This is a genomic window from Microcoleus sp. Pol14D4 (assembly GCF_036701245.1).
Lineage (GTDB): Bacteria > Cyanobacteriota > Cyanobacteriia > Cyanobacteriales > Microcoleaceae > Microcoleus.
The window spans coordinates 82,989-98,240 of the sequence record NZ_JAUBQM010000009.1; the positions used below are offsets into that span (position 1 = coordinate 82,989).

Annotated in this window: 10 protein-coding genes; 3 read left to right on the forward strand and 7 right to left on the reverse strand. The window is 46.8% G+C overall.

The genetic code is table 11. The features are described from left to right. Positions 1 to 24: 24 nt before the first annotated feature. Positions 25 to 4,389 (forward strand): amino acid adenylation domain-containing protein, encoded by a 4,365-nt coding sequence (locus QUA33_RS06425; protein WP_333147417.1) that lies wholly within the window; start codon positions 25 to 27, stop codon positions 4,387 to 4,389. Positions 4,390 to 4,448: 59 nt separating this feature from the next. After that, on the forward strand, positions 4,449 to 5,804 hold the full coding sequence (locus tag QUA33_RS06430) for an aspartate aminotransferase family protein (protein ID WP_333147419.1): 1,356 nt from the start codon (positions 4,449 to 4,451) through the stop codon (positions 5,802 to 5,804). 285 nt (positions 5,805 to 6,089) lie between these two features. Here QUA33_RS06430 and QUA33_RS06435 read toward each other — a convergent pair whose 3' ends face one another. From QUA33_RS06435 to QUA33_RS06465, 7 genes are all read right to left on the reverse strand, one after another. After that, the gene (locus QUA33_RS06435) at positions 6,090 to 7,130 is read right to left on the reverse strand and encodes a tetratricopeptide repeat protein (RefSeq protein ID WP_333147421.1); all 1,041 of its coding nucleotides are present in this window, start codon (positions 7,128 to 7,130) and stop codon (positions 6,090 to 6,092) included. A gap of 452 nt (positions 7,131 to 7,582) precedes the next feature. Then, the gene (locus QUA33_RS06440; protein ID WP_333147423.1) at positions 7,583 to 8,356 is read right to left on the reverse strand and encodes a BMC domain-containing protein; all 774 of its coding nucleotides are present in this window, start codon (positions 8,354 to 8,356) and stop codon (positions 7,583 to 7,585) included. 205 nt (positions 8,357 to 8,561) lie between these two features. Continuing rightward, a complete protein-coding gene (locus QUA33_RS06445) occupies positions 8,562 to 9,251 on the reverse strand; it encodes a carbon dioxide concentrating mechanism protein (protein ID WP_333147425.1) in 690 nt (229 codons plus the stop codon). Between the two features lie 289 nt (positions 9,252 to 9,540). Continuing rightward, positions 9,541 to 11,178 (reverse strand): ribulose bisphosphate carboxylase small subunit, encoded by a 1,638-nt coding sequence (locus tag QUA33_RS06450; protein ID WP_333147426.1) that lies wholly within the window; start codon positions 11,176 to 11,178, stop codon positions 9,541 to 9,543. 111 nt (positions 11,179 to 11,289) lie between these two features. Further along, on the reverse strand, positions 11,290 to 11,595 hold the full coding sequence (locus QUA33_RS06455) for a EutN/CcmL family microcompartment protein (RefSeq protein WP_006635057.1): 306 nt from the start codon (positions 11,593 to 11,595) through the stop codon (positions 11,290 to 11,292). 279 nt (positions 11,596 to 11,874) lie between these two features. Next, positions 11,875 to 12,216, reverse strand: a complete 342-nt coding sequence (locus QUA33_RS06460; protein ID WP_006635058.1) for a carbon dioxide-concentrating mechanism protein CcmK — start codon at positions 12,214 to 12,216, stop codon at positions 11,875 to 11,877. A 96-nt stretch (positions 12,217 to 12,312) separates the two neighbouring features. Further along, positions 12,313 to 12,624, reverse strand: a complete 312-nt coding sequence (locus QUA33_RS06465) for a carbon dioxide-concentrating mechanism protein CcmK (protein ID WP_006635059.1) — start codon at positions 12,622 to 12,624, stop codon at positions 12,313 to 12,315. A 624-nt stretch (positions 12,625 to 13,248) separates the two neighbouring features. Between QUA33_RS06465 and QUA33_RS06470 the strand changes: the two genes are divergently transcribed. After that, positions 13,249 to 15,123, forward strand: a complete 1,875-nt coding sequence (locus QUA33_RS06470) for an NAD(P)H-quinone oxidoreductase subunit F (RefSeq protein ID WP_333147428.1) — start codon at positions 13,249 to 13,251, stop codon at positions 15,121 to 15,123. The last annotated feature ends 129 nt before the right edge of the window (positions 15,124 to 15,252 follow it).

The window sequence follows — 15,252 nt, forward strand, 5'->3', positions numbered from 1 at the left end:
CTAAAACATAAAGCAATATAACCAATGCAAACAATTAATGGATTTCGGCTTTCTCCTCAACAAAAATATCTGTGGCTGTTGCAACAAGAGAGTCCCGCTTATCGCGCTCAATGTGCGATTCAGATCGAGGGCAATCTCCAAGCAAATGCTTTAAAAGAAGCGCTGCAAAAAGTCAGCGATCGCCACGAAATTCTGCGGACGAGCTTTCAGCGACGTTCTGGGATTAAATTTCCGATTCAAGTCATCGGCGAGCGCAGCTTAATTTCCTGGCATATCGTTAATCTCGAATGCTTTACCCCGCCAGAACAAGCGGCTAAAATCCCTGAAATTTTTCAAAACGAAAAGCGCTTAGCTTTCAACTTTGAGCAAAATCCAATTTGGCGCTTATCCTTAATTTTTCTATCAGCAAACAGGCACATTTTGCTTGTCAGCCTGCCTTCCCTGTGCGCCGATTCCCGCACCATCAAAAATCTAATTCGAGAAATTAGCCAGTGTTATGCAGCTTGCTTGCAAGGTGAGGAACTGGCCGACGAAGTGGTGCAATATGTCCAATATTCGGAATGGCAGAATGAATTGATTGAGGATGAAGAGGCTGCAGAGGGCAAAAAATATTGGACCGATCGAGATTACTCGGCCCTAGCGAGTTTAAAATTGCCTTTTGAAAATAAAAATAGCAGCGCGTCCGATCGATTTGAACCGAATTTTTTTGAGGTTAAAATACAACAGAGTTTACTAGAAGAAATAGAAGCGATCGCCCGCCGCTACGAAACCTCAATATCTGCTTTCTTTCTAGCTTCCTGGAAAACGTTGCTCTGGCGGCTGGCCGGAAAGGCAGAAATCATTGTTGGCACCGCCTTCGACAATCGCAAATATGAAGAATTAGAGCCAGCACTCGGTCTATTTGCCAAGTTTTTACCGCTTCGCAGCCAACTGCAAGAAAATTTTACCTTTCTGGAATTCTGGCAGGAAATTCAGCAATCCCAAAGCGATGCTTATAAATGGCAGGAATATTTCAACCGGGAAGATATAAACGCCTCGGCTGGATTTCCATTTTGTTTTGAGTTTGAGGAACAACTAGAAAAGTATGCGGCGGCTGGCGTAGATTTTTCGATTTACCAGCAATATGTCTGCGGCGATCGCTTCAAAGTTAAACTCTCCTGCGCGCGCCGAGAGGACGCTCTCATCGCTGAGTTTCACTACGATCCGGCCTTGATAGGGGAACAAGCGATCGAATGTTTAGCAGAGCAATTCTACACCTTAATAAAAAGTGCAGCTAATCACCCAGAAACCGCTCTCGGCGAGTTGGAAATTCTGAGCGATCGCGCCCGCCACCAAGTCTTATTTGACTTCAACCAAACACAGAAAGATTACCCAAAAGACAAGTGCATTCACCAACTATTTGAGCAACAAGTCGATCGCGTACCAGATCGCCTTGCGGTTGTCTGTGACAATCAGCAACTCACTTACCGGGAACTCAACGCCCGCGCCAACCAAATCGCTGATTACGTACAACAATTAGGAGTTAAATCCGAAGGATTAGTGGGAATTTGTGCCGAGCGATCTGTGGATGCGATCGCCGGAATGCTCGGCATCCTCAAAGCAGGTGGCGCTTACTTGCCACTCGACCCGGCCATGCCAAAAGAGCGCCTCGCCTTGATGTTGCAGGATGCCGGAGTGGCTGTGCTATTAACGCAACAACAGCTAATCGAAAACTTGCCAAAAACTCAGGCAAAAATCGTTTGCTTAGACGCAGAAATTCCCTCTGTATCCCCCTCTCCCTCTCCTCCTCTCTCTCCTGAAAATTTAGCTTATGTCATTTATACTTCCGGTTCCACTGGCACGCCAAAGGGAGTGGCAATTGAACACCGATCGCTCGTCAATTACCTCTACAGCATTCAGGAACAGCTAAACCTGCCATCAGGTGCCAGTTTCGCAACCGTTTCTACCTTGGCAGCAGACTTAGGAAATACAGTAATTTTTCCAGCTTTATGTACGGGAGGAAGCCTTCACATAATTTCCCAGGAACGCGCCACCGATCCAGAGGCGATCGCTGCTTACTTTCAGCAGCATTCCATTGACTGTCTCAAAATCGTTCCCTCCCATCTAAAAGCTTTATTAACTGCTGCTAATCCGGCGCAGGTTTTGCCGAAAAAGCGATTAATCCTTGGCGGCGAGGCCTTAAGTTGGAATTTGCTCGAAACTATTCAGAAATACGCCCCAGACTGTTCAGTCTTCAACCATTACGGGCCAACAGAAGCAACCGTAGGCGTGCTGGCTTATCCTATCAAAGACCGAGAAAATTGCATTTCTGAGACAGTTCCTCTCGGTCGCCCTATCAATAACGCGCAGATTTATTTACTTGATTCGCACTTGCAGCCAGTTGCCATTGGCGTGTCCGGCGAGTTATACATCGGCGGTGCTTCTTTAGCTCGCGGCTATCTAAACCAACCCCAATTAACCGCAGAAAGATTCATCATCAACCCTTTGAGAAATGGCGAAGGCATTCTTCCTTCAGATTCCTTAGCTATACCTTCAAATCGCCTTTATAAAACAGGAGATTTGGCTCGATATTTGCCGGACGGAAATATTGAGTTTTTAGGGCGGACCGACAGCCAAGTTAAACTGCGAGGGTTCCGCATTGAATTGGGGGAAATAGAAGCAGCGCTATCTCAACATTCGGCTGTGCGCGAAGCAGTAGTTTTGCTATTGGAAAATGAACCGGGGAATCAGCGCTTAGTTGCCTATGTTGTACCCGCGAGGGAATCAGCGATCGCTATTAACGAGCTGCGGTCATTTTTAAAAGAAAAACTGCCCGACTACATGGTTCCTTCTGCTTTTGTCGTACTGAAAGCATTGCCCCTCACTGCTAATGGAAAAATAGACCGGCGGGCGCTGCCAGCGCCGGAGGCGGCGAGAGCCGATTTAGCAGATACTTTTGTAGCTCCTAGCACTCCCATTGAGAAAATGCTTGCTGAGATTTGGGCCCAGCTCCTAGGGCTGGAAAAAGTGGGAATTTATGACAATTTCTTTGATTTGGGGGGACATTCATTACTGATTACTCAGTTGCTAGCAAAGGTAAGAGATTCTTTCCAAAAGGAATTGCCTTTGCGCCGTTTCTTTGAAGCGCCTACCATCGCTGCTTTAGCAAAGAATATTGAGGTGAAGCACGGGGCGGATTCTGCGGGCGATCGCACTGCAAGTTTCGATATTAACGCTGAAGTTTTTTTAGATCCGGCAATTCGCCCTGCAACTCCATTGAGCGAGCCAAAAACTGAACCAGCTTGCATTCTCTTAACAGGGGCGACGGGCTTTTTGGGAGCCTTTTTACTCCGCGACCTCTTGCAACAAACTCAAGCAGAAATTTATTGCCTAGTCCGTTCTGCCGATTCAGAATCAGCCAAAAAGCGGATTCAAAGCAGCCTCGAATCCTATTTAATTTGGGATGAAAGCAGCAGCGATCGCATTATCCCAATTGCTGGAGATTTGTCTCAACCACTTTTGGGGCTTTCCGAGGAGCAGTTCCGAGTTTTAGCCAGTAAAATTGATGTCATTTACCACAATGGCGCGTTTGTCAAGTTTACTTATCCCTACTCTGTTCTCAAACCCGCTAACGTTTTGGGGACGCAGGAAGTTCTGAGATTGGCGAGTCAAAGTAAGCTAAAACCAGTCCATTTAATTTCTACGATTTCCGTGTTTTCGGCAATGGGAGAATCTGGGATTAAGGTGGTGCGAGAGGAGGATGAACTCACTCCGGGAGAGGGTCTAAAAGGCGCTTACACTCAGACTAAATGGGTGGCAGAAAAGTTAGTAGAGGTCGCGCGCGATCGCGGGATTCCTGTTAGCATTTACAGGCCAGGTCGCATTTCTGGGGACAGCCAAACAGGGGCCTGCAATCCCAGCGATTTACTGTACAGGTTAATCGCTGGTTGCGTGCAACTTGGATGTGCGCCCGATGACGATAAGCTGATGAATGTAGCGCCTGTTGACTATGTGAGCCGAGCGATCGTTCATCTTTCGAGGCAAAAAGAATTTCTCGGAAAAACTTTTCATTTAGTCAACACTCAGTCCTTTCAAATGAGTGAATTGCTTGGCTGGATTGGCTCAATGGGTTATCCAATCAAACGAGTTTCTTCTGAGGCTTGGCAAGCAGAAATAATCAATCGCGCTGGATATTCTCCCGATCATGCTTTGTACCCGCTAGTCGGTCTTTTTTCCGAAAAAGTTTCTGAAGCGGAAATGCCACAATCAGGAACGCTACATTTCGATTGCCAAAATACGCTAGATGGACTTGCTACCACTGACATCACCTGTCCGCAAGCGGATGCGAATTTGTTTCGCACTTACTTTTCCTATCTCGCCGATTCTGGCTTGATAGGTAGCCGCAATTAAAACCTGTAAGGGCGCAAAGCATTGCGCCCCTACCTAGCTCAATCTCTGGAGAATTCAAAATGAACGAACAATTGCACCAAAGACACATGAAAGCGCTCATAGATCGCTACACCGATCGCACAAAAACCTCTAAGAATTTCGCGCAAAAATACCGTCCGGTTCTGGCTGACAATCGGGCTTCAGATGGGTTTCGCTTTCCCGTCAAGGAGATGTTTTATCCCATTGTCGCTGAGCGATCGCTTGGCTCTAAAATGTGGGATGTTGATGGCAACGAATACATCGATATCACAATGGGATTTGGCATCAATCTTTTCGGCCATAATCCGCCCTTTATTAAAGAAGCCCTATTAGAGCAACTCGATCGCGGTGTGCAAATTGGTGCTCAAGCAGAACTTGCCGGAGAAGTTGCAGAATTAATCTGCGAACTAACGGGAATGGATCGCGTCGCTTTTTCTAATACCGGCACTGAAGCGGTGATGGCAGCTCTACGATTAGCTAGATCGGCAACTAAACGCAATAAAATTGCTTTCTTTTCTGGTTCTTATCACGGTCATTTTGACGGAACTCTCGCAGTTGTAAAAAAGATAAATGGCGATTTATGCACCATTCCAAAAGCGCCAGGAATTCTCGCTAATTTTATTGAAGATGTTTTAGTTTTGGATTACGGAAGCCCTCATTCCCTGGAAATTATCAAAGCTCATCAGCACGAATTAGCCGCGGTTCTCGTGGAGCCGGTGCAAAGCAGCCGTCTCGATTTGCAACCCAAAGAATTTCTCCAGCAACTCAGGCAATTAACAAAAGAATTAGAAATTGCGCTGATTTTTGATGAAATGGTTAGTGGTTTCCGAATTCATCAAGGTGGCGCGCAGGCGTGGTTTGGCATTGAAGCAGATATTGCAACTTACGGTAAAATTGTCGGGGGCGGTATGCCCATTGGAATTATCGCGGGAAAAGCTGCTTATATGGATAAAATTGACGGCGGTTTGTGGAACTACGGTGATGATTCCTACCCCCAGGTAAAAACAACTATTTTTGCCGGCACTTTTTGCAAGCACCCACTTGCTCTGGCCGCTGCGCGTTCCGTACTGCGCTATCTTAAAAGTCAAGGCCCAACCCTTCAGCAGCAGTTGAATCAGCGAACTTCGCACCTCGTTGAAACCCTGAATGCTTATTTCAAAGAAAATGAAGTATCTGTCTGGCTTGTAAATTTCGGATCGCAATTTCGCGCTGCTGCATCCGTTGAGATAGATCCGCTACTTTTTCACTTACTCGAAAAGCGTATTTTCATATCCGAAGGTCGTAGCTGCTTTCTCTCCACCGCTCACACTCATGAAGACACAGATCGCATCATTCAGGCGGTTAAAGAGAGCTTTCAAGAAATGCGCGAAGGAGGCTTTTTCCCTATTCAGCAATAAACTTGGTTTTTGATATCGCATTTTTAACGGACTCAGATTTAACTCACCTCCGCACCTCAATTTTCAGGAATGGAGAACTGGGCGATCGTTTGGAACAGAAATTATTGAATATTTCTACTTACCATTGTCTCGGATGATTCACTTTGATCTACTCAATCCATGTACGCTGCGCGTTGGGGATTGCGGAATGTGGGTTTAATTTTCAGTGCGTTGCATCTGCGCTTTGCTCGATCGAAGATTGAGGCAATAAGTCTCAGGACTAATGGCTACTAACTACTGACTAAATCAATCATTAATAAATTCACCTTCACAGATAATCGACTCTCGGTTCTCCAAATCTTCTTGATTCCAAACCGCGTTTAATGCTGCTGAACTTAAGGAAGTTGACATCGTATTTAATGTTGTGTTGTAGTATTCGGCAGCATTATTAAGTTCGACCTGTGGCGCTTCCTTGAAGTACGAATTAATATCAGGCGTACACCTCTGTGCTTGGTAGTATAAATAAGCTTCAGCATTAATGCACATTACATGGTAGAAATCCTTATTGGCTGCCGTAATATCTCCAAGTTTATACAGCGCTAAACCCCGGTTGAGATAAGCTTTAACATAGTTCGGATCGAGTTCAACTGCTTTATCAAAGTCTTCAATTGCAAGCTGCATTTGTCTTAATTTATAGCGAACGCAACCTCTATTATAATAGGCATAAACATTTTGTGGATCGATGCCGAGTGCAGTGTTGTAATCGGCGATCGCCTGCGTATTGTCTCCTAATTGGTGGTAACAGAGACCTCGATTTATGTAAGCTTTGATATATTTAGGATTCAACCGCAGCGTTTCGTTAAAGTTTTCCGTTGCTGCCTCTTTTTCTCCCAAAAGGTAGTAAGCGCGCCCCCGGTTGTAATAGGTTTTATAATTGTGGGAATTGATAGATATAGCTCGATCGTAGTCTTCTATTGCTTCTTCGTAATTTCCTAAATTAGCAAGTACAAGTCCTCGGTTGTTGTAGATAGCGTGGCTGTTAGGCTTATTTGCTAAAGCGCAGTTGAGATCTTCAATGGCTTTTTCGTGTTCTCCGAGATGACGCCAAGCATTGCCCCTATTCAAGTAAGCCTCGAAGAAATTAGGATTGATATCTAGGGCTTTGCTGAGGTCGGCGATCGCTTTTTGGTAGTCTTTCATGTAATAGTAAACCAAGCCGCGATTGTTGTAGGCTTTGGCATCGGCGGGATTGACTTGCAGTATCTCATCGAAGTCCTCAAGTGCCGCTTCATAGTTTCCTTTCTTAGCGCTGTGCAAACCACGCTTGTAAAATTGTTTGAGGTTCATAGGTCAACTTTCAGGATTGCTTGATGCTGGGGGGGGTAATTCCTGTGCAGTCAGTTTTGAGTTCGACAGCCGTTAATCTGTTGAAAGAGCATCCACCCGCAGTCAGAGTAACTCTTAAATGATTCCCGGCAATCTACCCTAGACAGGATTTTTGGTTTATTTTAACAGTAGTTAAATCCTGTTGAAAGGCTCTGCACGTCGGCTGGATTGACTTATTAGTCAGTTCGATTGTTTACCCGATCGACTTTCGCTTAAAAGTCTAGTTTTACTTGGTGCTGTGTGTTTTTTGATGCGGCTGCGATCGGCTCGATCGCGCAATTAAGTTTGAGACCGCTACTCAGTATAAATTGTTGCCAGCAGTCCCACCGAGTAAACTCTATATTTTTTTGACAAACTTCGTCTCTGTATTTGCAGCAGCACGCCTCTACAAACTTTTGTTGCTTAATTACCAATTACCGATTGATTTCCTCTTCGACATAAACCCTCAATTTCTCCAAATCTGGAAGTTCGATCAATTCTTGTTCCTTTTCCTTAACCGAGACGGGCATCATCACAGGTTTACGGTGTTCGATCCAGCAACTTGCCAGCGGTAAAGTTTGTTCCAAATCTTCCAAAGGCCTGGGAATTACCATCACCGCGTTCAACTCGCCAATTCGCTCAGCTTCGTACATCCCCGCTTCTACGGCTACTGCTACATCTGCAACTGCACCGCGAATAATTGCCGTGCACAAACCGGCGCCGATTTTCTCGTAAGCTGCCAAGTGTACGTCTGCAGATTTGAGCATAGCATCGCAAGCGCCGACCATGGCCGGAAACCCCCGGGTTTCGAGCAAACCGATCGCCTGATTGCTAAGCCGAGAATAATTGCCACTTTCGGAAAGTTCAGTCAGCCGAAAGCCGATCGGCAAAACCACTTCCAAATTAGCCAAAGGTCTAGGAATTACCAACTTAGAAACAAACTGCCCGAACTGTTCGGCAGTTTGAGCTCCCGCTTCCACAGCCAAACGCACATCCGAAATTCTGCCCCGGACGATCGCCGTACAGTGACCGGAACCAATTTTTTCGTATCCTACTAAAATCACTCCTGCCGACTTCAGCATCATGTCAGCAGTCCCCACAATCGCCGGAAAACTCTTGGTGGATACCAAACCCAAAGCAGTGTCTTTGAAGTATTCCTGGCGCTGCGATCGTTCTTCGTGACTGTTACGATCCGTTTGTCCGTCCATCTTCTATTACCCTTAGAAACTTCCCAAAATAAAAATTTGTTGATAGTTTATAGTTTCTCAGATGAGAAGACAGACTGCACGAGCTACAAGACACAGATTGCTGCTGCAAGGCCTTACAAATTGCTGAGCTACCAATAATATGAGATTACCTATTTATATTTGATCTATCTGCCTTCAGCATAGCTGCCTTTTGGCGAAATGACGGCTACCCGGAACCGCCGGATAGAGTTTGGCCGTTTTCCTCCGATCGATTAAAAGCTTGCCTGTGCGGAAACAGTGTCCCCAACAGCCGATTGATGTGAGCTTGACCGTACAGAATAGTTGGCGTTTCCCCTGGTTGGGGAGGCTCTGGGGCTGTGGATTCCGGCGGGTCTGGGGCAGTCTCTGGCGCAGTGTGAGGCGGTGTTTGGGCGGGTTGTGGTGGCTCGATCGGCTCGATCGGCTCTATCGGTCGATCGACTGGTGGCGTAGTGGCTTCGGGGGTTTCGGGTGATGTTGGCGCTGCTGTTGGCGCTGTTGCGGTTGCTTCTGCTGCGGCGGCTTGGCGGCTGGTATCTCCCATTAGAGAACCTGCTGGCATAATTTGCATTTTTTCGATAGAAGGATTGATTAGGGTCGTCCCGGCCCCAATACAGGCATTTTCCCCGATCGTTCCCGCACCTACCACCAGCACCCCTGCACCCAGAATAACGCCCGCCGCGATTTCCAGAGTACCTTCACGGGCGTGAAGGATAACTCCCATACCGATACAGGCACCGGCGGCGATCGAGATCCGGCTGCCCGGATCTGCTTGCATGATTGCTCCAGGGGCGATCGCCGCACCCTCATTCACAACTACATCGCCACTCATCAAAATCTGAGAGTTGCTACTTAATTGCAGTGGCGATAAATACATTCAACTTCACCATGAAAGGAGCTATTTTTTTAGATCAAAGGACTTTAAATTATGGGGTTTTTCGACTAATAAATTTAACCATCTCAATCTAAGAAACGATAATTTACTAATACTGAGAAGATCGATCCTTTAACGTTTTCTAGAAAGTTCCAGAAGATTCTAGATTTTGACTAACCCTTCTCAATCGAGCTTTTCAACTATCTCAAATCCAACTTCAATCCGTTTGGATTTCTCCCGTGGACACCTGTGCGACGGCTTAACGGGAGAAACAAGCTAATTACCAGGCAAATTAAGGTCGTTGGATAATTTCTTCTAGTACCCGGCGCTTCGCTTTGGAGTCGATGCCAAGCAAACGTACGTACTCGCCGCTGTGTTCTTTGAGACAGCTTTCGAGGGCAGAAATCACTTCAGATTCGCGGTTGGATGAGATCGGGGCGCAACTGCTCCAAGAACCGGTGCGGAAACGGCGCGCGTCGGCGTGTTCCGTGCCAATTTTGTAGCCTTGGGAAAGCAGGTTGCGGATTTGGTCGATCGTCTTGCCGGTCAAACTTCCGCTGCTGGCCGAACCTGTCGAAGCTGCTTTGTATCCCGAAGTTGCTGCTGGCTTAGCCGATTGAGCAACGGGTCCGTCTGGACGCTGAATAAGTTCTTCAACGACACGCCGCTTAGCTTTCGGGTCAATCCCGATCAAGCGCACGTACTCGCCCGGGTACTGATTCATCACAGATTCCAAAGCGGCGATCGCCTCAGATTCGTTTCTGACTTGCAGCGAAGCCCCGCTTTGCCAAGAACTGGTGCGGAAGCGGCGCGCGTCGGCGTGTTCCGTCCCCACCTTGTAGCCTTGAGCTAGCAAGCCGCGAACCTGAGCCACTGTTTCGGCACTCAATTTTCCGTTTGACACGGAACCGCTATTGTGGTACGAAGCTTGTTGTGCAACTTTACCGTTAGATTGGTGAGTTTTCGCACCGTTAGAACCGTTAGAGCCGTTGTCTCCCGGTCTTTGGACGATTTCTTCTAGTACGCGGCGCTTGGCTTTGGTGTCAATCCCGATCAAGCGGACGTATTCTCCTTGGTGTTCAGCCATGCAAGCTGACAAAGCCGCGATTACTTCTGACTCGCGGGTTGAGGAAATCGGGCCGCAAGTACGCCAAGAACCGGTACGGAAGCGGCGTGCGTCGGCGTGTTCTGCTCCCACGCTGTATCCTTGGGCTAGTAAATTGCGAATGCTATCGGCAAGAGTTGGACTCAATTGGGTGCCGGCAGGGGTAGAATATTTGGTTTGAGTCATATTTGGGTTGGTACTTTTCTCGTTGCGAATTGGTGCTAGACAGGCGATGTTCTCAGCGCAGCGATAACCCGTTCTCAGAGCGTCATTGATGCCGATGACATGGGTCGCAAATTGAATGTCAGAATCTTGAACGTCAGGCAAGCGATCGGCTTGCTTCTGATTAGTGATGATGGCTCCCGAAGGTACGTACTTACCGGCTGGAATCTCCACATCTTTAATTAGTACGTGCATCATGACAATGCAGCCGTTGCCCACTCTGGCATTGAACACCGTAGAGCGAAAGCCGATAAAGCAGTTGTCGCCCACGTAGGCAGGGCCGTGAATTAAACTCATGTGGGTGAGGGAAGTATTTTTCCCCACCCACACAGAATAGGATTTGTCGTCGTCTCCTGTAACTCTGCCTTGTTCTAGACCGTGAATCACTACTCCGTCTTGAATGTTGCTTCCTTGTCCGATATAAAAAGGAGTTCCTTCATCAGCGCGGATAGATGTTCCGGGGGCAATCATCACATTAGAACCGATATGCACATCCCCAATAATGTTAGAAAAGGAATGTACGAAGGCGGTATCGTGAATTTTGGGCTCAGCCAAGTTTTTCGACCAAGGCGTCGGGGGAGCCGCAACGTTGCGGACTGCCATAAATTAAGTTCTCCTAAACTGAAAAATCTTTTTGTTAGTTGTTAGTTGTTAGTTGTTAGGTGTTAGTTGTTAGTTATTTTTCCACTAACTGCTAACTGCTAACGGTTGCAACTAGCCGTATGGGTCGTCTTTTTTACTGTAAATGAGGCGGTTTTCTACATTGACAGTATCTATAATGCCTACTACCAGAGCATCGATCGGACGGTTTTCGCTTCCGGGCGCGATCCGGGCTGCGCTGCCTCGGGTCACTAAAACCCATTCATCGATACCAGCGCCCACACAGTCAGCGGCTACCTCATAGCCGGGAACTGGCGAACCTTCCTCATCAATGAATTGCAGCAGTAGAAATTTCGATCCTCTCAGCGTCGGCTCTTTTTGGGTACTGACAACTGTGCCGAGAACTTTGGCCATTTGCATTTTAGGTAATAGGTAATAGGTAATTGGTAATTGTCATTTTTACACTGTCACTTGTCTTTTTTTTAATTAGCTTTCCTCAGTCCGCTGTCCGCCTTTTAGAGCTTCTTCTAGTAACTAATCACTCATGACCGATGACTGATGACTAATAACCAATATCCCATACCCACCTCAATTAAAAATTAAAAATGCTAAATCAAAAACATCGCGATTTTTAATTTTTAATTACCAAACGCCCCTAACAGCCGTGAAGCGAAGCTATCCCGTAGGGAATCGCCTATCTTATGATCTGTTGAGAGGGCGAATGCCGCTGACGCCTTCACGGAACTGTTCTACAGCTTCGGTATAGCGAATCGGCAACACGTATTCTAAGTTTTCGTGAGGGCGGGCGATAATGTGGGTGGACATCACTTGTCCGCCGTTAACGCGCTTCACTGACTCTACTCCGGCTGCGACAGAAGCTTGCACTTCCGAGACATCTCCTCTTACAATGACCGTAACCCGAGCGCTACCGATTTTTTCGTAGCCTACCAAGGTGACGCGGGCTGCTTTGACCATCGCGTCAGCGGCTTCTACCACTGCGGGGAAGCCTAATGTTTCGATCATGCCAACTGCAATTGCCATTGGTTTTACTCCTGATTGAATATTTGGGGAACTAAACAGTTAATTTTTGACGCTTGCACAAATTTTCCTTAAAAGAAATTTTTGTGCGTTAAGAACTTAGTAGCCTCGGAACTGTTCTACTGCTTCTGTATATCGAATCGGCAGAACATATTCTAGGTTTTCGTGGGGGCGAGCGATGATGTGGGTAGAGACGACTTCTCCGCCGTTCACCCGCTTGACGGATTCCACTCCTGCTGCGACTGAGGCTTGGACTTCCGACACGTTGCCGCGCACAATTACGGTGACGCGGGCGCTGCCAATTTTTTCATAGCCCACGAGGGTAACGCGGGCAGCTTTGACCATAGCATCGGCAGCTTCCACAACAGCGGGAAAACCTTTTGTCTCAATCATTCCCACGGCAATTGACATTTTTGAATCTCCTTTGAGGATGAGCGAAATTACCGTTACAAATCTTTGAGAAATCTAAAAATTTGGACGGGGAGGCCCACATTTTTTAGTAATGCAGTGTAAAGCTTCCTATCCTATAAGAATAGGGGAAGCTGTCCACCTTGACAATATAAACTAACATCATAATGTTTAATAACAAAAATTAAAATTTTTTATGTTACTTAAAATAATTTAATATTTATTTAATAATCTTAATATAGAGAGGGGTAGATGCCGAAGGCGAGGGAAATTAAAGTAAGTAATAATACTCATACAAAGTAGAGTTCGGTATGTAAAGCCGGAGCCGATCGCTGCCAGGAAACTTGGGGATTCCAAAAGGGGGATCGCGGGGAAATCGGCAAAAAAGGCAGTCTTGGACCATCGGCAGGCATTTTTTTCTTGGAGTGCCTCTTCTACTCAACAAGTAATTTTGTGTTGAGAGAATTCTCAGTTTTGATGCTTTAATGTATAGTGAATCTTGGGTGCAAATTATTTTGCCAGAACTATACGATCGGGTTTAGTCAAAGTTTTAGGGTATCACGCGATCGCCCGCGACTGTTTTTGTATAAAGGCAGCCCGTAATTTGAAGTTTAAGGGATAAATTAAATGACTCAATTTCTCCTCCAAGCCTGTTGGTGGGTACCTTTATATGGCTTGATAGGCGCAATTTTAACTTTGCCGTGGTCTACGGGAACCGTTCGCAGAACAGGCCCGAGACCGGCAGCTTACTTCAATTTGCTGATGACTGTGTTGGCTTTCATACACGGGTCAGTTATTTTTACAGCGACTTGGGATCAACCCCCCCAACAATTGCTCGTGCACTGGGTGCAAGCAGCCGATTTAGATTTGTCTTTTGCAATAGAAATCTCCACAGTCAGCGTCGGAGCAATGGAGTTAGTTAGTGTTCTGAGTTTGTTAGCACAAATTTACGCTCTCGGCTACATGGAAAAAGACTGGGCGCTAGCTCGATTTTTTGGGCTGATGGGTTTTTTTGAAGCGGCAATTAGTGGCATTGCCATTAGCGACTCGCTGCTTATAACTTACGCTTTGTTGGAAGTGCTGACGCTTTCAACTTACTTGCTAGTAGGGTTTTGGTACGCTCAACCCCTGGTAGTAACAGCCGCTAGAGATGCGTTTTTAACAAAGCGTGTAGGAGACGTGCCACTGCTGATGGGAGTAGTGACCCTCTCAAATTTAGCGGGAAGTTTAAATTTTTCCGATTTGGAAACATGGGCTGAAACTGCAACTTTGTCTCCTGTAGTGGCGACTCTTTTAGGTTTGGCTTTAATCTCCGCACCTACGGCAAAGTGCGCTCAATTTCCGTTCCATTTGTGGCTTGATGAGGCGATGGAAGGGCCCAACCCGGCTTCGATTATGAGGAATACCGTAGTTGTGGGCGCTGGGGCTTATGTTTTGATTAAACTTCAGCCTGTTTTAGCGCTTTCCCCGGTCGCAGATGCGGTCCTCGTGGTTTTGGGTGCGGTAACGGCTGTTGGCGCTTCCTTGGTGGCGATCGCCCAAATCGACATCAAAAGAGCCCTATCGCATTCTACCAGCGCTTCTATGGGTTTGGTGTTTATCGCCGTGGGGCTAAATCAAGTTGACATTGCTTTGCTGTTGCTTTTCGCGCACTCGATCGCCAAAGGTCTATTATTCATGAGCGTAGGGTCAATTATTACCACAACTAACACTCAAGATTTAACAGAAATGGGTGGGTTGTGGTCGAAGATGCCTGCCACGACTACCGCTTATTTAGTAGGCGCTGCGGGGATGGTAGCGCTGTTGCCTCTGGGCAACTTTTGGGCGATGCGGCGCTGGCTCAACGGTTTTTGGACTCTGCCTTTGTGGCTGGTAATTGTGTTGCTTTTGGTTAATGGTTTGACGGCGCTAAATTTAACTCGCATATTCGGTTTAGTGTTTGCTGGAAAAGCGCAGCCGAAAACTCGCAGAGCTCCAGAAGTCGGTTGGCCAATGGCTTTGCCGATGGTAATTTTGACCGTAATGGGGCTGTTGGTGCCTTGGATGTTGCAGGAGTGGCAACTTTTAATTAGTTGGACTGGGCCTTGGGCGGAAACGGGGGATTTTGATACTTTAAATTTGCTGTTGAAGACTCTGCATCTTCCGCTGTTAATGTTATCTGGGTTGATTGGCGTTGCGGTTGGGGTGGCGATTTATTGGTACGGGGTGTTACCTCGACCGGTACGCCTGCCGGTGCCAGCGTTGCAGGATTTGTTTGCTTACGATTTTTATATCGATCGAGTTTACCGCCTGACTGTGGTTTGGGCTGTGGCTTCTATTTCTAAAATCAGTGCTTGGACTGATAGGTATGTGGTGGACGGGGCGGTGAATTTGTTCGGTTTTGCCACAATTTTCAGCGGTGAAGGGTTGAAGTACAGCGGCACCGGTCAGTCGCAGTTTTATGTGTTGACTATTGCGGGGGGGGTTGCTGTGTTGCTGGCGTTGATTATTTGGCAGTTTTAAACCGCAGAGGTTGGCAGATGATTTTTTTGGGGTTTGTCTGCTTTTTGTCTGATGTTATTTAATTTTTAACCGCAGATGAGGGGAGATGAACGCAGATGAACGCAGATGATTTTAGTCTGGGTTTGTCTG